Raw genomic sequence first — 19827 nt, 5'->3', positions numbered from 1 at the left:
CACCTGCGGGACGCAGGGTTGAGCTCGCGTGACTTGTCCTCAATAGAGGAAGGGATGACCCGAGAAGCCAGTCAGTCTTTAGCTGAGTGGTAGTTCACTTGTGCATATATGCTCTTCGTTGAATAATTATCGGATTCTATTTGGTTTTATTCATTTCAGTTTTTGTCTGGATTTTACTAAATTTTGTCTGAATTTTTATTTTACCTTTTATCCAGTTTTTGCATTTTTACTTGCGATCTAATTTCTATTTTCTCTGTTTTACTCTTTACATAAACTATTAGCAATTTTAAATCCGGAAATTTGCGGATAAAAAATGAGAAAATTGGTTCCAGTGGAAATATAGGGGTCTGAAAAATTTCCTGTGAAAAAAACCAATAGCATTATAAATATAATTCAGAATAATTTATTCTGTATAAAGCTTTTTTCTAAGATAGATTTCTCTTCTGCGGCTTCTCCCTGATGTTTTTTCAAGAAGCCGCGATATTTATCATTCTAAGCAAAAAGTTCCAGTGGAAATGAGGGGGTCATAAAAAAATTCCTGCCGGACTTTCGTAAACCTTTCGTGAAGAAATCGACGGCTTAGGCCTCAAAAACGGTTTCTGCGCCCACTTTATGTAAATTCTAGTATTTACAAAAAAAAAGAAATGCCGTTATCATTATGTACTATTGACTCGTATATAATGAGTGTTATAAAAAGGTCTTAGAAGTGCGGGAAAGACCTTTAAAGGGAAACGCGCCTGAAGAAATATTTGAACGGAAAGCTTACCGGAACACCGGCTTTTCAGGATTTCACTCCAGATCTGTATAAAAAGGGGAAGTTTAAAGGGATCTGGAATATTTTTCCATGGGAAATTGAAAAACTGAAGAGATTTTAATAGTGAGTTTGCCGGGGTTTGGGATGCTGAAAGAATAAAGGGGGATCGGCAGTTAATGGTTGATGAACCTGAAGGGGAACCAGGTACTGATATTCACAACAGAGAAATTGAGAGGGAGGTCTCGGTTGCTGAAGTGATGAATAAAACAGTCATCACAATGGACATTAACACAGATATTCCTGCCATTGCAAGGGAAATGGTCAAACACGATGTCGGAAGCGTAATTATTACAGAAAACGAAAAGGCCATGGGGATCATAACTGAAAGGGACCTTGTGAAGGGAATCGTTACAGAGGACAGAAAACCAGGTGAAGTAAATGCAAGCAAAATCCTCTCCACCCCGCTGTTAACCGTGGAACCTGAGACAAGTGTCGTAAAAGCTTCCGAAATTATGTTGAAAGCCAATATTAAAAGGCTACCAGTCCTGGAAAACGGTACAATAATAGGAGTGATTTCAAATACCGATATTCTGATGGTAACACCCGGACTCAGTACCATACTCAAGGATCTTATTGATATGAACCGGGAAGCTCTCCTCTCCGTTCCTTCAATTGGGGAGATTGAAGAAGACTTCAGTACAGGAATATGTGAATCCTGTTCTTATCATTCAGTAGACCTGAAATTAGTGGACGGCAGATACTTATGCGAAAACTGTCGGCAAGCAGAAGGGGAGAGTTACGAATGAATCACGAGCTTGAAATCTCGACTTTCAAATTATCTGTCTTAACGAAAGCGCAGGGAGGTAAACTATGAACGTCAGCGAGATTATGACAGTTGGGGCTGTAAGTGTCAAAGAAGGAGATTTCATAACTCATGCCCGTCAACTGATGCGTGATTACTTACTTCGAGGTCTTGTTGTTGTTGATGAGGGAAACAGGCTTGTGGGAATGCTGAATGATCAGGATATCATGAGGATTACGTCCACTCGCTCGGATGTCACGGTGGGTGGATATGCAAGGCAATCCCCGACAGTCACTCCGGATATGGATGTTGTGAAAGCTGCAAAATTGATGGTGCAATCGAAACAGAACAGGGTTCCGGTTGTTAAATCAACAACAGACCATACGGTTGTAGGTGTCCTGAGTGACGTTGATATTCTCAAAAAAGTGGAACTTCCCAAAAGTGTTTCGAAGACCATAGAAACGGTTATGACAAAAAAAGTCGAAACCTGTTTGCCGGATGAAAGGGTCTCCAAGATTTGGAATTATATGATAGAGACGGATTATACCGGTATTCCAGTAGTTTCAAAGAAAGGCGATCCAATCGGGATGATAACAAGAAGGGATATAATTAAATCAGGCATTTTGAGAAGGTCCGTAGAAGACGAACGGGCAACAAGGCCAAACGAAAGTCCTAAAGTTGAAAAGATTATGTCAACTCCTGCATATACTCTTTCAGAGAACGATTCCGTAAAGAGTGCGATTGAAATGATTATTCGGCATGATATCGGAAGAGTTACTGTAGTAAATGAACAGGGCAAAATATCCGGAATCGTTGACAGGCAGGACCTTCTGGGATCCATCGCCAACGTGTGGTCTGAGTAATCCTTAGGCAGAGAGCCGATTATCTAAATGTCTTTAATGACATTTTAACCCTTTTCAGAAAGAAGTTTCCAGTGGAATAGTGAAACCGGTCACATAACTTATCACAAATTGCATGAAAGGTAATAGACAGGTTCTCGCGCAAAAGGATTATAATGATTAAAGATTATAATTAATGAAGATTACAATTAATAGAGAGTACAGATTGACAAACAAAAGTAAGTGTTCAGAAAGATTCGAGAGAAGATTGCTTTAAGGTTTGTTTGTTTCCAACAGTTAACCATGAGTCTGCTAAAATATGAATTGGGCTCAATGGATAAATTCCTGCAAAATGCGGGTAGAGGAAAAACGGAAGATGAAAAAAGCAATTAACTGCAACTCGATTCGGTGATCCTATTGAACAAAAATAAGACATTTGTACCAGTCGAAAAAATGAATGTTCAGCCAAACCTGAACAAGTCAGGCAAAAAAGCGCAACAGAAAGACCCGCACATGGTCAGCAGCATGGGCACAATGAGAATAGGCCCAAGTTTCAAGTCCCGCATTGCGGAACATGAAGGAAGAATTCTTGCCCTGGCAACAAGGGATGTAGTAACCCTCCCTCCCACTGCAACCATCATGGACGCAGTTAGGATTATGACTGAAAGAAGATTCAGGCGTATTCCGATCACAGACGCGGGAACAGGAAGGCTGGAAGGAGTCGTTACTTCTGTTGATATCATCGATTTCCTGGGAGGCGGCAGTAGGAACCTTCTTGTCGAAAACCGTTTCAAAGGCAACCTTTTGGCTGCAATAAACGAAGAAGTACGACAGATTATGGAAACTGATGTTGCGTACATCGATGACCAGGCAGATTTTAAAGAGGCCATTACAACAATGCTTGAAAGGAGGACCGGAGGCCTGCCGATAGTAAATGATGAAATGCAGGTCATCGCCATCTTTACCGAAAGAAATGCCGTGGAACTGATGGGGGGGATTGTGACAAACAAAACTGTTGATGAATATATGACCAAAAATGTCACAATGGTAACAACAGATACGTCCATCGGACATGCAGCAAAAGTAATGGTACAGAACAGATTCCGAAGACTTCCTGTAGTAAAGGACGGAATCTTTGCGGGAATAGTCACTGCCTCCGATATTGTCCATTTCCTTGGAAGAGGGGATGCATTCAGCAAATTGACAACAGGAAATATTCATGAGGCTCTGGACCAGCCTGTAGGCTCTATTGTTTCAAAAGAACTGATCTGGACCAGCCCTGGCACAGATATGGGAAAAGCTATGGAAATCATGCTCAAGAAAAAGATAGGCTCACTTCCGATTCTGGAAGATGGAATGCTGCGCGGTATTATTACAGAGAGCGATTTCCTGAGAGGGTTTGAATTTTAAACAGAAGTTTTGGAATAAAACTTCTGCTAAACCGAAACAGAGCTAAATAAGCCAGACTAAAGCCCGGAAAAGATATGGAAAATATCCGGGCACGCTTTAAAGAGTTTGGGAAAGGAGGCAAACTTCTTGGCTGGACAGACCAGAATAAACTCTGTATTCTAGATTTCTCTGGTATCTCGGAGCGCAGCTGGTCTTAAAACAGAGATTCGGAAGATGTCTTCTAACTGCCCGATACTTCCCAATTAATCTGTACTTCTACAAGACTTACAGGAAATAGACAGAAGTTATGTAAAATATCGAGATTTACAGCTGAAAATTGTAAAGTTTACGTTTAATTCAAAAACTATAATTGTTAATACTTATATATTGTAAAAATGAAGGAGGTATTTCATGAATGTGGCGGACATCATGAGTTCACCTGTGTACATTGTAAATGTAGATGAACCCGTGTCATATGCAAGAAATCTGATGTTAAGGCACAAAATCAGTACGTTGCTTGTCCTGAACGAGGACAAGATGGTGGGAATTGTCACGAAATCAGATATAGGAAACCGCCTGGCTCAAGCCGAACCTCTATGGAGGAGAAGGCCGATAGACCAGATCCCTATAAAGCTGCTGATGACAGAATCCGTAATCACCATCTATCCCGAAGCCTCCATTTCCCAGGCAGCCGCCTTAATGCTTGAGAACGGAGTGCATGACATTCCGGTGGTAAAAAACAATATCGTAGGTATTGTCACCAGGACAGATATCGTGCGCTATGTTGCTGAACATTCGGAAGAAATAGATACAAGGATCCCCAAACTGATGACGGAAGATGTCGTTTCTGTTCACAGACACCACACAATCAACCATGTGATAGACGAAATGAACAAAAACGAGATCGAAAGAGTGATCGTTAAAGACGATGCAGGAAAACCTGTGGGAATAATCTCAAAAAGAAGCCTTGCCTTAAACCTCTTAACTGATAACGAAGGCAAACTTTCAACAAAAAGCATCAAGCTGGCCCGGAAGTCTTCACCTGGAGGTCAGAAAACTTACAGATATGTAAAAGAAGTGCCTTTAACAGCGGAAGACATCATGGTTTCTCCAATAATATCCATTGATGTAAACGAGAAAATTAGCGCTGCTGCAAAACAATTGATTGAAGAAGAGGTAACGGCCCTGCCTGTCAGCGATGGTGAAGAAATAGTAGGAATAATTAGCAGGACAGACATTATGAAATCCGTGCTCTGAAAAGTGGATTAAGAAATAGAATCCAGTAAAAATTGAACATAAAAGAGAGCAAAGTACCTTTAAAAAGGTAAGAAGTAATAAACTATAGTAACTAACTATAGTAACGAACTATAGCAACTAACTATAACAGCAAGTTCACGAAAGCACATATGGTACGGAGGTATGTACGGCAAAAAAGGAACAGAAAAGGATGGCTGAAAGCAAAAGAAGGATGCGAAACAGAAATTTGGAAAAACAGATGCATTAAGGTCTGTAAAAACGAAAGTTGCGAAAAATTGAAACTAAAACTCTGGATACGCATGAGGTGAAATGCATGCAAGTTAAAGACATAATGGTACAACCACACAAGATTGATAAGTCAGACACCATATCTCACGCCCTTGATCTCATGGAAAAAAAGGATACAAAGCGCCTGCTGGTAGTGCATGACAACCAGGTGCTCGGTGTACTAACCATGAGAAGTCTGACAGAGCAACTCGGAACTCGCAGGAAACTGAGCAAACCTGCATCCTCTTTGCATGTTGCAACAGCCGTATCCGACAACTTTGTAAGGGTTTTGCCAGATACCGATGTTAAAGATGCCCTCACCCTGATTAAAAAGAACGGAGGCGTTATCATTGTCACTGATAATGGAAACGCAATGGGCTGGGTGACCCCACAGGAATTTATGAAAGCAAATCGTTTCACAGGCTTTGCCGGGGAAGTTATGGAAAAAAACCCGATCACTGTCAGCCCCTCAGACCGTGTAAGCCACGCCAGACACCTTATCCTTGATGAGGATGTGGGAAGACTGCCGGTAATTGAAAATGGAAAGCTTGTAGGAATTGTTGCAGAAGACGACATCGCTTTTGCGATGCGCTCTTTCAGGGACCTGGTAGCTGACAACCAGCAGGACTCCAGAATCAAAAATCTGCTTGTTGGAGACATTATGACCCGCAGTGTAGTCAGTGTGTACACCAACACCCCCCTTTCAGATGCAGTTAATACCATGCTGGAACACAATGTCGGAGGTGTCCCTGTCCTTAATCTGGAAGAAGAACTGGTCGGTTTCCTCGCACGCAGGAATGTCGTAAACACAATCCAGGAATAAAATCTTAGATGGAAAAAAGAGAGGGAAAGAAAAAGGTCTGCCCCTTGAGGGACAGGCCTTCCTGATCTTTTAATATTTCCTGTTTTATCCGTGATCGGTTTTTATTAACTTTAATATTTCCTGTTTTATCCGTGATCAGTTTTCGCGTACCTGCGGCTACTTAGCATTTATTTCTGTTTTAGAATGACCTGTCTCCTCCAAGAAGGCCGCCGAGGATGTCACTTCCACCAATACCGGTCTGTTCTCCCCTATGCTGATTGGAAGCTGAAGCTGCATAGATTCTGTCAGCAAGGCGCGAGAAGGGCAGACTCTGCATGTACACAGTGCCGGGACCTGTCAGAGTAGCAAGGACAACTCCTTCCCCGCCAAAGAGGGCATTTTTAAAGTCCTTTGACCAGGTTATATCGTAATTCACTGTTTCAGTAAAAGCTGCCACACAGCCCGTGTCAACGTGGTAAGTCTCGCCTGCAGCCAGATCTTTTTTAATCACTGTGCCTCCGATATGGACAAAGGCCAGGCCGTTACCCCGCAGCCTCTGAAGAATGAAACCCTCGCCACCGAAAAGCCCTGCTCCGAGCTTGCGGGTGAAAGCTACTTCCACTTCTATTCCGCGAGCAGCACAGAGAAAAGCATCCTTCTGGCAGAGAATGCTGCCTCCAAACTTGCCAAGGTCAAGGGGGAGAATCTTGCCCGGATACGGAGCCGCAAAGGCCACATGCCCTTTTCCGGAGCCTTTGTGTGTAAAGCTTGTAATAAAGAAACTCTCCCCTGTCAGGGCTCTTTTCAGTCCCTTCTTCAAGCCTCCCAGGAGCCCGCCGCCTTCATTGCCCATACTTGTCTGCATCTGGATTCCGGGCCCCATATACGCCATAGCCCCAGCCTCTGCCTGAACAGCCTCGCCGGGGTCAAGCTCAATTTCAACGATCTGCATGTCGTTGCCAATAATCTCGTAGTCGATATCGTCAGCCATTTTGTAGTCTCCTGGCTTACATTAAAATTTAAGTACGGAAGAGATTAGAAGCTGCATACTTAAAAAGATTTTTGAGAAATTGGATTATTCTTTACAAACCAGCTGATTCCTTATTAGCCTGACCTGTCCTGAAACTCACTCTGGGAATGATAACTTATTTCATGCCTGAACACAGATAAACAAATATGAATAAAGGGGAAAATGGGGAAATTGATCCTGACTTTGTTGCGCGACTGGTTGACTACCTGGAGTTTGATGAAGGGAGAGTTCAACACCTTTTTGAAAAAAATTATCTTGCCAGGAATTGGGGAAAGCATGACTACCTTTTCCGCTTCGACAAAGAGATTTCACGTATAGAAAGGGGAACAGTGCTTTACGAAAAAGATGATTCGTTTGAAGTAATAATGGGTTTTCCTAAGATCCGGAGAGCCATGGTACTGGACCCCACGCTTAAAAAACATTTCAGCGGGCTTGAAAAGGTAACTGTTGAAGAAAAAATGAACGGGTATAATGTCAGGGTAGCAAACGTAAAAGGCGAGATCCTGGCAATCACCCGGAGCGGCTATGTCTGCCCTTACACGACTGAAAGGGCAAAAGAGAAGCTTGACCTGAGATTTTTTGACGACTTTCCTGAGCTTGTACTTTATGGAGAGATACTGGGTCCTGACAATCCTTATGTTCCAAAAGAAATCTATGGTATCGAATCCGTGGAGTTCTACATCTTCGATATCCGAGAGAAGAATAGCGGCAACCCTCTTTCCATAGCAAGAAAACATGAAATTCTGGAAAAATACGACTTTCTGCAAGTTCGATCCTTTGGAGAAATTTCCCTGAAAACAGCCGCTGAAGAAATTGCAAAAATCATCCGGACACTTGGGGAAAAAGAACATGAAGGCGTGGTGATAAAGGACCCTGAAATGGTTCTTGCCCCACTGAAATATACTTCATCCCAGAGCAACTGCTCTGACCTCAGGCATGCCTTCAAGTTCTACAATGAAGCGGGCAGGGACTATATGCTCTCCAGAATTGTTAGAGAAGGTTTCCAGACGGTAGAATGGGATGAAAATGAAGCCGAGTTCAAAAAGCGCTTTATGCAGCTTGGGGAAAGCATCCTTAACCCCCTAAGAGAGTCAATCCGGAGTGTAAAGAATGGTCAGAGGCTCTATGAAGAAGCCAGAATCAGGGTAAAGGACCTTAAAACCGCCGCAGAATTTGAGAATTATCTGAAAAGGCTTGGAATTGATACGATTTTTGAAGAACCGCAACCGATAGGAAACGAGTATCTTATAATTATAAAAAAAATAAATAAGAGCACCAATGATAAAACTCAGGCGATCTGGGAAGGAGAGGTCTGGTGACAGTGTTCACCTGGCCATAAAACCTATTTTTGGCTTTCTTGATTGATTTTTTTCTTTTTTCTGCTTGTTTTTCTTTGTTAATCACTTTTCTTTTTCTTGATTGATTTTCTTGGGAACAGTGCGAAAAGAAATATATTACAGTATATTAATACCAGTGACAGATACAAAGTTAGCGAAAGCCATAGTCTAAACAGTGCAGCTTTAAAGAGAGTTGCGAATTTCAAAAATCTGTTGCCTGAGAAACATTAAGGTTCAATTAATCCTTACATTCAACACAAATTCGAAGGGTCTGGAAAGACTCCATAAATAGCATTGATTCAGAAAAGGGGACTCACAATGGTAAACGTTGCAATTATAGGGACAGAAAAAAGTGGCAGGACTTCCCTTGCCGCAAACCTCGGGAAAAAAGGAACAGTTTCCGATATAACGATGTACAACAACGAGAAGGAAGGCAAGAATATGGTTTTTGTGGATGCTCACAGCTATCCGAAAACCTTGAAATCCCTTGTCACAGTACTGAATATTTCCGATATAACAGTCCTGTGCATCCCTCAGGGCCTGGACGCCCATACCGGGGAATGTATCATTGCACTGGACCTGCTCGGTTTTAAACATGGAATTATTGCCCTGACAAAGTCGGACAGCACCAACATGCATGCAATTGATGAATTTAAGGCAAAACTAAAGGTAATCACTGCAGGAACCGCACTCCAGAACTGGGAATGTATCTCCCTGAACACAAACAAAAGCGCAAAGAACCCCTTTGAAGGCGTGGACGACCTTAAAGCCAGAATAAATGAGATGGCAGAGAAAATAGAAGTAGAACATGCAGAACTTAACAGCCTGCCTGCAAGAATCTTTATAGACCACGCTTTCGATGTGAAGGGCAAAGGATGTGTCGTTCTCGGAGTTGTCAAACAGGGAATCTCAAAAGAAAAAGATAAAACCAAAATTTTTCCACTGGACAGGGAAATCGAAATTAAATCAATCCAGAGCCATGACGTTGACATCGACAGCGCCCCGACAGGCACAAGAGTTGGCATGCGCCTGAAAAATGTCCAGGCCAAAGATATAGAAAGAGGCTTCATAATTTCTGATAAAGAAAACGTAACCACTGACTACGTTCTGGAATGTGCGATCTCAAAATTCACGAAAAAGATAGAGCCAGAAAGTGTGCTTCACCTCTTTGTGGGACTTCAGTCCGAACCTGTGCGCGTTGAGAAAATCCTGGTTGACGGAAAGGAAGCAAAGGAAGCAAAGCCAGGCACTACCTGCGTGCTGGAACTTTCAGGAAACAAAAAGGTTGCCTACAGCAAAGAAGACCGTTTTCTGCTTTCAAACCTTGATCTGACCCAGCGCCTTGCAGCTTACGGCTTTTTGAAATAAGTTTGAGACTAAGTTTAAGACCAAGTTTAAGACCGAGTTTAAGACCGAGTTTAAAACCGAGTGTAAAAGGGATATGCCATGGAAAACGGCTCAGGGGAATACATAACCTCAGGGAAGGACAAAACCCTTTACGGGAACACCTTCCACCGAAACATCTGCTGGCAGCGCTCATACGAAAGGGCGGAAGGCGAAGAGATCGTAATGGCACTTTACGGCAGCCTGCGAAACGGGCTATACAACAGCCGGCGCTTTGATCTCCAGAACAGGTCGGAATTCCTTGGGACTACAAAAGTCAGCGGATATGCACTCTACTCTCTGGGCCCTTATCCCGGAATATATCCCTCTGAAGGCTGCTCGGTGGTTGCAGAGGTTCGCAGGTTTTCCGGAAAACAGCTTGAAGTTGCAAAATCCATTGATTATATGGAGCTTTTCGGGGGGTACCACAGAGAATATGTGGACCTTGAAATCGAAAATCAGAAAATTCGGGGTTTTATCTATGTCTACGATGAAAAACCCGAAGCTGAAATAATAGGGCATGGAGATTGGACCCATTACCTTAAAGAGAAAGAACTGAAAGAGAAGACCTGAAAAAGGAATGAGGCAAAAATTAAAGAGAAAATTAAGCAAAAATTAAAGAGAAAATTAAGCAAGAATTAAAGAGAAATGGCGGTAAGAGCTGAGAAGAAAAGGCGACAAGTAAAAAAGCCACAGGGAACTCACAGCTTTCTTAAGAACTCGAGGCTTTTGATCCCTTCTTCGACTGAAGCCATTTCGGTAACAAAAATTCCCTTATAGTTTGAGAGCTTCTCCATAACCTGTTTCCAGTTTACAGTACCCTCTCCGAGAGGGAGATGTTCATCTTTTTTGCCCATATTGTCATGGATGTGAACATGGGATATCCTCTCTCCCAGTTGATCCAGAAATTCGTCTACAAGCCCCACGGTGTTGGCATGCCCTACATCGAAGGTGAACCCCACGTTGTGGCTCCCGACAGCATCGAACATTTCCTGCATTTCATCGGGGTATTTGCCAAAAATCTTTGGGAAATCGGGCATATTCTCAACAGCCACAAGGATCCCGAAATCTGCTGCAAAGTCGCATAATTCCCGGATAGAGGCAAGGTTTGTCATATAGGCTTGCTGCGGAACCTGTACCCCATAAGGTGAAAGATATCCGGGATGTACCACAGCCAGATTGACATAGTTCGAGGCAAGGGCAAGGTAGTTCTTCATCTGCCTGAGGACTTCTGCACGGATTGAGTCATTAAGGCCTGCGAGGTTCATATCAGAAAAAGGCAAATGCAGGGTAAGTTCCAGGCTGGTGGTATCATAAATATTCTTCAGGTTCTGAAAGGTCTTGCTGCTCAGGCACTGGGATCCTTCCTGTACGATCTCCCAGCCAGTATACCCATAGTCTTCGAGCGTGTATGCCCATTTAAAAGGATCTTCAACGACCGCACGCGATGAAAAACTGATTCTATCCAGCTGCATGGTGACAATTCATCCTTTTTACTTCGTCTCTTCTAATTCATCCTTTTCAATTCAGCCCTTTTTAAATAATCCCTTTTAATACATCCCTGATTAACATAAACTTGGGGCGGGAATTGAAATATAATTAACTAAACTTCGTAATTAACTAAACTTCGTAATTAACTAAACTTTGAGATTTCAGCCCCTTTCCACATAGTCCATTCCCACTTCGACAACCGGCACCCCTTCTTCGGTGAGAGGTAAGAGCCACTCAAAGAGCCTTTCCATCTCCTCAGGAGAGTCTGCCCTGATAACGACTTTAATGGCTCCCAAAGATCCTTCTTCAGCAGGAACACTTGGAACTCCAACAAAAGCTGCTTGCTTGTTGAGCAAAAAACGAACTAAAAGCCCTTCCCGGGATAATCCTTTATTGAAAGCCTTGTTACGGAGACTGTCTATAATTTTTTCCCTGCGAATAAGTCCGTGCAGATTAAACAGGAGATCAAGTCCCCCCTCTCCGGTAAGAAGAAAAGAAGGAGAAACTTCTTTTTCAGATTCCGTTGAGTCAATAGTTTCTTTTTGAAGTTCTATTCCCGTAAAAAGAACTGAAATGGCTTTAATGACCTTTTCAAGGTCTTCCGTAGGATATACAGGTGCTGAAATCTTTACACTGATCATAAATTTACTCCACTATAATCTCAATATGATTGTTCCGGAAAGTATTCAGTTGAATTGCATTTTTGACACTGTTCAACAGAAATGACTTACTATCTTCAGAGAAATTAGTCTATTGAATCTGTTCTTAAAACGTTATTTTCCGGGTTTATTCTTGAACATTATCATGTAAGATTTGTTCTTGAAATGTTATTTTTCCGGGTTTATTCTTGAACATTATCATGTAAGATTTGTTCTTGAAATGTTATTTTTCCGGGCGTGATCCTGAATAGTTCCCCAAAACCTCAACAACATCTTTTCTGAAGGCTTCAAGAGTGGAATTGTTTTCGATTTCCACATTAGAGGCTTCTATAGCTTCTCCCATGCCCCAGCTGAGTTCTCGTTCGTCTCTGTGGCGAAGGCCTTCGATACTGTTCATATCATCGCTTCTGCCTCTCTTCTGGACCCTGGAAAATCGAATCTCAATGGGAGCGTAAATGGAAATCAAGACAAAACCTTTTCCGAATTCCTGCCTGAAGAACTCCACTTCGGCAATCCCGCGCACACCGTCAACAACTACAAGTTCCGAGCCTACTTCCCTGATCTGAGAAACGCAGCGCCTGGAAACAGCATCCATGCCTTCACACTTGCGAAGGTCCGTTGCAACCATTCCGGTATTGGAATCGTTGGGTTCAAGCCCACGCTTCAGTACTTCCTTCCGGATCACATCACCCATAATAATAACAGGAATGCCCATCTCAGCAGCAATCCTGGAAGCTTCGGATTTTCCCGAAGCTGGCATGCCTACAAACGCTATTATTTTCATCAAAAATTACCTTTTAAACCTGAATCCTTAGATTTGAGTTATAAGATTGAACTATAAATTTGAGTAGAAGCCTCAATAGAAATCTCAATTAGAATCTCAATAGAAACTCGAGTTAGCAAATTCGGATCATTAACTCTGGTAGAAACTCGAATAATATGGAACTTGAATAATATGGAACTTGAATAGTATGGAACTTGAATAATATGGAACTTGAATAATATGGAACTTGAATAATATGGAACTTGAATAATATGGAACTTGAATAATATGGAACTTGAATAATATGGGAACTTGAATAATATAGATCTATATGACATATTAATTATGATACGATCCTAGTCAAACCACAGGATCATATATATTATTTCCTGAAAAGCTGAGGCTATTTTCTGAAAGATTGGAGGAAAAGCTTCTGGAAAGAAAATAATGGGAAAAAGTTTTTCCGTAATAAACCAGGGAAATCAAAAGGAAGAGTCTTTGTGAGTACATTTTAAGAACGGGTTAAAATGGCAGGATAAAAAAGAAAGGCCGGATAAGGAAGATAATCCGGGCTTTATGAGAACATCTTGTTGAAGACGGAAGCTTTGAAATCTACAAGAGGTTTGAGCCTGTAATCTTCAAGAAGTACTTTGCGAGTGTTTTCCACAGGAACGCTCAACGAAATTTCTTTTGTCCTTCCGTAACGGCCCTTGCTTACTACCACGGCATTCACTATGCCCAGCATGTCAAGTTCTGACATCAGGTCGGTGACCCTGCGCTGGGTAAGGATATCCACGTCAATATGATGACAGAGCTGGCGGTAGACATTATACATCTCACCGGTTGTGATGTTCTTGCCTTCTCTTCCCCGGTTCCTGAGCAGGATGATGCTGTAGAGAACAAGCTTGGACTGGGTGGGGAGAGTCCGCACGACTTCTACTACACGGTCGATTTCGATCTTCTCCTGCGCACGCCTTACATGTTCTTCGAGAACTTGCGGCTGGTTTTCTCTCTCTGCAATTTCTCCTGAAACACGCAGAAGGTCAAGTGCCCGGCGGGCATCACCGTGTTCCTGGGCTGCAAAGGCTGCACAGAGCGGGATTACCATTTCGCCCAGTACTCCGTCGTTGTAAGCCATTTTTGCCCTTTGCTTCAGGATATCGCTGATCTGCTCGGCATCATAAGGCGGAAAGATCAGTTCCTCTTCGCCCAGAGAACTTTTGACTCTGGGGTCCAGAAACTCTGTAAATTTGAGATCGTTGGAAACCCCAATCATGCTGACCTTGGCTTTTTTGAGGTCGGTATTGATTCTTGAAAGGTTGTAGAGGACATCATCACCTTTCTTAATCAGCTTATCAATTTCGTCCAGAATGATGATAATAACCTGATCTCTTGCATCGATTGCTTCCTTAAATTTCATGAAGACCTGGTCCGTGGGCCACCCGGTCATAGGGACCTCTTCTTCGAAATGCCTGGCAAGGTTTGCAAGAAGCCTGTACTGAGTATCGATTACCTCACAGTTAATATAAACAACAGAGCAGAAAACGGACTTGTCTTCACTTACCCTTTCAAGCTCCTTTCCTACATATCTTGTCACTGCAGTCTTTCCTGTCCCTGTTTTCCCGTAAATCAGGACATTGGAAGGGGTCTCTCCCCTGAGTGCAGAAACCAGAATAGTTGCAAGACTGTTTATCTGTTCGTTCCTGTGTAATAACAGGTCCGGTGTATAAGAAGGACGAAGAACCTCTTTGTTTTTAAAAATTGACTTTCCGTCAAGTAATTTTTCGAATAAGCCGTCTAATGATTGAGCTTTTATCATGAATGACCCTCTCGTATAAAAATTATAATATACAGATGCAACGGATTAAGATGGATTATATGGACAATTAATATGTACGGTTTAATACACAGATAGAGTATGCAAAGTTAAGAATTAATTAAAGAAGGTAAGGAGTTTCTGCACGCTTTATGAGTTCATACACGCCTTTTTCCTTATTTAATTTTAAATTTTCAGTTTTATTATTACAGTTCCATATTTTAATCTTGATTTTTGAGTTTCATTTTCAGTCTTAATTTTTGAACTATAATTTTTTTAGTTTTAAGTCGTTGAGCTATAATTTTTTTAGTTTTAAGTCCTGTTTTTCAGCCCCAATTATTGTGTCAAGTTTAAATAATTGAAAGTCCTGCTTAAGGAATCATATCACTAATTTTTCATGGATACAGATGAGAGAGAAAACTGCAAACATTTAAATCCAGACTTTGAAAGAGTTTTTGAACCAATTTCATTATTTCGAAGTTAGTATATTGAAAACTCAGAACACTATCCAGACAGAATATATTAGACTAAATATATTCAGACATAATATCACCCAGACATGGAAAAGATATATGTAAAGGCGCAATTGTTAATTTTCAAAGTGTCTGTCCCTCTTGATTCTCAGTAATTCTTGAAACCTGGTTTGTTGTTTAGTATAATTTTGATAAGTCAAACCTTATGGATGAGAGATTCACAAAGGGGAGATGGATAGATAAATGCATGTTTCTTAAAGTTAATGCCTGAATTTTTTATTTTCAACATGCGGGGGATAAACTGGAGAGTGAGTTACGCACTTTAAATCATCTCTTAAGCCCTGATAGAACCTGTAATCGGGATATTCTTTACCCAAAATTTTAGATGAAATTTATATATAAACATTTGATTTCACGGCATATTTGCAGTAGATGCAATGGAAGTACACGGTATTAATAGTTATGGTAAAGTACCCTGCATTTCCAATGGAACTAATATTTACCTTAAAGACGCCCTGAAGAAAACGATATCACAAAACTCAGTTTTAAAAAAATAAGAGGTTTACAATTCCAGCACCCCTGAAGGTCAAATTTAAAGCCCCTTTTTCGCATGGAAGAATATAGGAAAATTTTGAACCCCTTTACTTCCAATGAATGATAAAAAATATTTAGCACAAAATAATAATGTGAGGGAAACAAACAGCCATGCTAAAACGAAAGTGGATGTGTTAAAAATAAAAACAGTTTTGATGTAAATAAGATCGTCGATAACAAAACTGTTGCTTAAGAAATAAATACAGTCTAACTGAAAATAAGGGACATACAGCAAAAGTAACTATATTTATAGAGTGTAGATACATAAAAAATTGGCTATGTGTATGTAGCAACTTATAAATATTATTCAAATAGCATGTTTTTCAAAGTCCTATTGTTTTTTAAAGATTTATTAGTAGAATTGTTGATTGGTTTTTAGAATTGTTGATTGGTTTTTAGAATTGTTGATTGGTTTTTAGAATTGTTGATTTAATAATTTTTTACTGCAATTTCACTTATCGACTTAAGTTAAAAAAGAATTTTTGAAAATAAATCGAAAATGGCAATACTTTCTATAATTTTTTCCAACGCGCCGAAATAAAACGAACCGTTTATAATGTCTGGATAACAAAATAGTAATATAAAACTGCTATGAATTATTGCCCATAGAATAAATAGCATAAAATAAAATTATGTTATAAATAATATACTTCTCTGAAAATAGCTACCGACAGAATCACTGTAACTAGCAAATTTACAGATGAAAGTAACTTAGTGGAAGTAATCTGAGCGAAAGTAACGTTAACTGTAAAAAATGACTTATCTACAGCTATTAGGACAGAGATCTGTAAGATAATGGAACCTGTGAAAACACAGGATGTTTGTTAGATATAAGAAGCTTACAAGAAATTTACTAAAAAACTGGAGTTCACCAAAAAAAGGAGTTTACTAAAAAACTGGAGTTCACCAAAAAAAGGAGTTCACTAAAAAAACTGGAGTTTACTAAAAAACTGGAGTTAAATAATGGTATCAGATAATTTTAGTATTGTACTTGTTTTCGCAGTATATCTGCTTTTTATGATCGCTATCGGAGTTCTCTATTATCGGAAAACGGAGAATCTTGCGGATTATATTTTAGGAGGAAGAAAGCTAAACAGCTGGGTTACTGCGCTGAGTTCGCAGGCGTCGGATATGAGCGGCTGGTTGCTAATGGGATTGCCGGGATATGCTTACCTGTCAGGAATGGAATCTATCTGGGTAGGAGTGGGGCTAGCTGCTGGAACTTACCTGAACTGGAAATTCGTTGCAAAAAAATTGCGCCAATATACCCAGATTGCAGGAGATTCCATTACCATTCCTGTATACTTTGAAAACAGGTTCAGAGACAAAAGCCATGCTTTGAGAATTATCTCATCTATTCTGATTCTGGTCTTTTTCCTGCTTTACACTTCCTCAGGACTTGTAGCAGGTGGAAAGCTTTTCAATACTGTATTTGAAATTCCATATCAACAATCTCTTCTTATCGGCGCACTGGTAATTATTAGCTATACATTTCTTGGAGGTTTCATGGCTGTCTGCTGGACTGACTTTTTCCAGGGCATGCTAATGGTCTGCGCCATTGTTTTCGTGCCCCTTGCAGCCTTAAAGGGAATGGGAGGTTATGAGTCGACTGTAAGCCTGATTAAGAGTATAGATCCGCAGCTGCTTAACCCCTGGACTGCTCTTTCTGGAGGTTCAATTCCCCTTATCTCAAACCTGGCCTGGGGCCTGGGATACTTTGGTATGCCGCATATCCTGGTCCGTTTTATGGCCATAGAATCTCCTGACAAAATAAAGCAGGCAAGAATTATTGCAATGGTCTGGGTAATTATCTCCCTGTTCTTTGCGGTAGCAGGCGGGATCATCGGAAGAGCTTACCTCTATCCTGAGTTTCTTGGAGAAGCAGGAAGCGAAACTATCTTTATGGTAATGGTAAACAGTACGTTTACTCCTATTATTGCAGGAATTCTCCTTGCGGCTATCCTTGCAGCTATTATGAGTACTGCTGATTCCCAGCTTCTTGTGGCTGCTTCTGCCTTTACCGAAGATATCTACAGGATAATAGTAAAAAGGGATGCAGGAGAAAAAGAGCTCGTCTGGATGGGCAGGCTTGCAGTTATTGGTATTTCAGCAATTGCTTATCTAATAGCAAGAGATCCGAATAACTCGGTTATGGGTCTGGTCTCATATGCCTGGGCAGGATTTGGAGCTGCCTTTGGGCCTGTTATCCTCTTCTCTCTTTTCTGGAGAAAAACAACCAGAAATGGAGCGCTCGGAGGAATGATTGTCGGCGGTCTCGTCGTTATCGTCTGGAAGCAGCTCTCAGGTGGAATTTTTGACATATATGAAATTGTCCCTGGCTTCTTCCTCTCATGCATAACAATCTACCTCCTCAGTATTCTGGATAAGGAAGGTCCTGCAGAAGAAATCCTCAAAGAATTCGACCGCGTAAACCATATAAATCTCCATGGAAATACTGTTCACAAAGAAGATATTGGACCTCTCGAAACCTGACCTGAGTAAAAGATATGAGAAAAATTTCCCTTGATCCCGGAACTGCTTCTCAATTCATACGTTATAAAATACCCCCGCCAGCTTGCTGGCGGTGTCTCTTCCCCCATAAAAAAGGAAGGGCATGAAAAAGAGTGAGTATTTTTCAGGGCATTTTATTCTATTTTAATTTTGTCTTGTTTGTATTCCTACCAACTGTTTTTTGATCGCTTTTAATTTTTATCTTTCCTTCCATTGTATACTCTACTTTTTTACTCTAAAAGACCAGACTAATGTCAGAAGATAAAAACACAGAAGATAAAAACACAGAAGATAAAAACACAGAAGATAAAAACACAGAAGATAAAAACACAGAAGATAAAAGCGATCCAAGATGGCTATTATGGCTATTATGGCTATTATGGCTATTATGATGATTATGGCTGTAAGGGACAAAATTTAGGATTTCGAGACTTTAGAATTTTGAGCTAACTATTATTGATTTCTTTGGCATGAAAGTACTTTATTTGAAAATACTATGATTTGAAAAGTACTATGATTTCTTTTTGCCTGTTATTTGAATAATTTCATGTTTTTTACTAAAAAACATAAATGAAGTAAAGACTGACAATCAAAAGATTAAAACTTCAAATTGAAGTTTGCAAAAACGAGATTTTGAAGATTAAACTTTAGGATTTTCAGGATTTTAGAAATGTTAGGATTTTAGAAATGTTAGGATTTTAGAAATGTTAGGATTTTAGAAATGTTAGGATTATAGTAATTTTAGGATTTTAGAAATGTTAGGATTATAGTAATTTTAGGATTTTAGAAATGTTAGGATTTTAGAAATGTTAGGATTTTAGAAATTTTAGGATTATAGTAATTTTAGGATTTTAGAAACTTTAGGATTATAGTAATTTTAATAATTTTATAATTAGGGTATTTAAATATTTACTTTTAGTATTTGGTTTCCATATTAAGATATAAAGTTACGTTTTTTGAAAAGATTAAGGTTAAAATTTAGGTTTTTAGATTGGAATGTAAAAAACTAAAGTTTCGTCGAAGTTTTGAAATTAAAATTTCACTTGAATTTCAAGATTGATTTATTCTGGAGGGGTCTTATTGGTTATATGAAATATTGAACTGATAGAATAAGATATTAACAAGACCCCTTTATTTCCATTGGAGAGTATATATAACACCCGGACCCCATTGTTTCCACTGAAACGCGTTTGGGATTTGGAGGAACAAAATAAAATGTAATTTTATTTTGATAAGGGAACAAAATAATGTTGTTTTGTTATAACATTAAATGTATATATACTTTGTTATGAATATGTAAAAATTAGGACTTAAAAGACATAAAATCGTTTTAATTTCAGTATTTAAATAAATTTATTATTTTAAACACGTTTTTATAAAAATCCATGGAAAAACATGTTGTTCAAACTCTCAATATCCTCTCCAGTAGAAATGAAGGGGTCCCTCTCAAACAAACCAATTCTTAAGGTAAAAATTATCCTTAATAATTTAAGGATCAATATTTTTCATTTACAGAGAACCTCTAGACAGTCTCCAGCAATATAAAAAAAGTATGCAAAAATCGGCTTTGTAGAAATCCTCTAAGTTATGTTTTTACCCAAACATTTATAAAAATAAGATTTTAAAATTGCTCCTTATTTTTTGTCCCCACAAAAAACGA

The 19827-nt window shown here is 39.9% G+C and carries 15 protein-coding genes; 10 read left to right on the top strand and 5 right to left on the bottom strand.

What is annotated here, in order from left to right:
- The first annotated feature begins 930 nt into the window (after positions 1-930).
- The 5 genes from EO92_RS05315 (at position 931) to EO92_RS05295 (ending at position 6131) form a co-directional block, all read left to right on the top strand.
- Positions 931-1560, top strand: coding sequence for a cyclic nucleotide-binding/CBS domain-containing protein (locus tag EO92_RS05315; protein ID WP_048169853.1), 630 nt, complete (start codon positions 931-933; stop codon positions 1558-1560).
- Positions 1561-1624: 64 nt separating this feature from the next.
- Positions 1625-2419 carry an HPP family protein gene (locus EO92_RS05310; protein WP_048169851.1) on the top strand — a complete coding sequence of 265 codons (795 nt, stop codon included), beginning with the start codon at positions 1625-1627 and terminating at the stop codon, positions 2417-2419.
- Positions 2420-2803: 384 nt separating this feature from the next.
- Entirely contained in the window at positions 2804-3805 is a 1002-nt protein-coding gene (locus EO92_RS05305; protein WP_048169849.1) for a CBS domain-containing protein, read from the top strand.
- Between the two features lie 390 nt (positions 3806-4195).
- A complete protein-coding gene (locus EO92_RS05300; protein ID WP_048162172.1) occupies positions 4196-5041 on the top strand; it encodes a CBS domain-containing protein in 846 nt (281 codons plus the stop codon).
- A 313-nt stretch (positions 5042-5354) separates the two neighbouring features.
- Positions 5355-6131: a CBS domain-containing protein gene (locus tag EO92_RS05295; RefSeq protein ID WP_200895220.1), complete on the top strand. Its 777-nt coding sequence runs from the start codon at positions 5355-5357 to the stop codon at positions 6129-6131.
- A 178-nt stretch (positions 6132-6309) separates the two neighbouring features.
- Here EO92_RS05295 and EO92_RS05290 read toward each other — a convergent pair whose 3' ends face one another.
- On the bottom strand, positions 6310-7101 hold the full coding sequence (locus tag EO92_RS05290) for a TIGR00266 family protein (protein ID WP_082105962.1): 792 nt from the start codon (positions 7099-7101) through the stop codon (positions 6310-6312).
- Between the two features lie 185 nt (positions 7102-7286).
- Here EO92_RS05290 and EO92_RS05285 point away from each other — a divergent pair, with 185 nt between their 5' ends.
- The 3 genes from EO92_RS05285 to EO92_RS05275 all read left to right on the top strand — a co-directional run bounded on the left by EO92_RS05285 (position 7287) and on the right by EO92_RS05275 (position 10433).
- The gene (locus EO92_RS05285; protein ID WP_048169848.1) at positions 7287-8459 is read left to right on the top strand and encodes an RNA ligase; all 1173 of its coding nucleotides are present in this window, start codon (positions 7287-7289) and stop codon (positions 8457-8459) included.
- A gap of 336 nt (positions 8460-8795) precedes the next feature.
- Positions 8796-9845, top strand: coding sequence for an elongation factor Tu (locus EO92_RS05280; RefSeq protein ID WP_048169846.1), 1050 nt, complete (start codon positions 8796-8798; stop codon positions 9843-9845).
- Positions 9846-9923: 78 nt separating this feature from the next.
- Positions 9924-10433, top strand: coding sequence for a gamma-glutamylcyclotransferase (locus tag EO92_RS05275; protein WP_048131960.1), 510 nt, complete (start codon positions 9924-9926; stop codon positions 10431-10433).
- Between the two features lie 128 nt (positions 10434-10561).
- On the opposite strand, the gene EO92_RS05270 is transcribed toward EO92_RS05275, so the two are convergent.
- From EO92_RS05270 to EO92_RS05255, 4 genes are all read right to left on the bottom strand, one after another.
- Positions 10562-11335 carry a sugar phosphate isomerase/epimerase family protein gene (locus EO92_RS05270; protein ID WP_048162196.1) on the bottom strand — a complete coding sequence of 258 codons (774 nt, stop codon included), beginning with the start codon at positions 11333-11335 and terminating at the stop codon, positions 10562-10564.
- Between the two features lie 177 nt (positions 11336-11512).
- Positions 11513-11992 carry an RNA-binding domain-containing protein gene (locus EO92_RS05265; RefSeq protein WP_048131956.1) on the bottom strand — a complete coding sequence of 160 codons (480 nt, stop codon included), beginning with the start codon at positions 11990-11992 and terminating at the stop codon, positions 11513-11515.
- Positions 11993-12233: 241 nt separating this feature from the next.
- Positions 12234-12794, bottom strand: coding sequence for a dephospho-CoA kinase (locus tag EO92_RS05260; protein WP_048131954.1), 561 nt, complete (start codon positions 12792-12794; stop codon positions 12234-12236).
- A gap of 553 nt (positions 12795-13347) precedes the next feature.
- Complete coding sequence (locus tag EO92_RS05255) at positions 13348-14592, bottom strand: ORC1-type DNA replication protein (RefSeq protein WP_048131952.1); 1245 nt, start codon at positions 14590-14592, stop codon at positions 13348-13350.
- Positions 14593-16619: 2027 nt separating this feature from the next.
- Between EO92_RS05255 and putP the strand changes: the two genes are divergently transcribed.
- Complete coding sequence (gene putP / locus EO92_RS05250) at positions 16620-18149, top strand: sodium/proline symporter PutP (RefSeq protein ID WP_048131951.1); 1530 nt, start codon at positions 16620-16622, stop codon at positions 18147-18149.
- A gap of 269 nt (positions 18150-18418) precedes the next feature.
- Positions 18419-18559, top strand: a complete 141-nt coding sequence (locus EO92_RS17525) for a hypothetical protein (RefSeq protein ID WP_156165728.1) — start codon at positions 18419-18421, stop codon at positions 18557-18559.
- Positions 18560-19827 lie beyond the last annotated feature (1268 nt).

It is taken from the genome of Methanosarcina sp. 2.H.A.1B.4, assembly GCF_000979385.1.
In the GTDB taxonomy this organism is placed as follows: Archaea; Halobacteriota; Methanosarcinia; order Methanosarcinales; family Methanosarcinaceae; genus Methanosarcina.
Note: the sequence above shows the minus strand (reverse complement) of the source record. Positions and strands in the feature narration are given on the sequence as shown.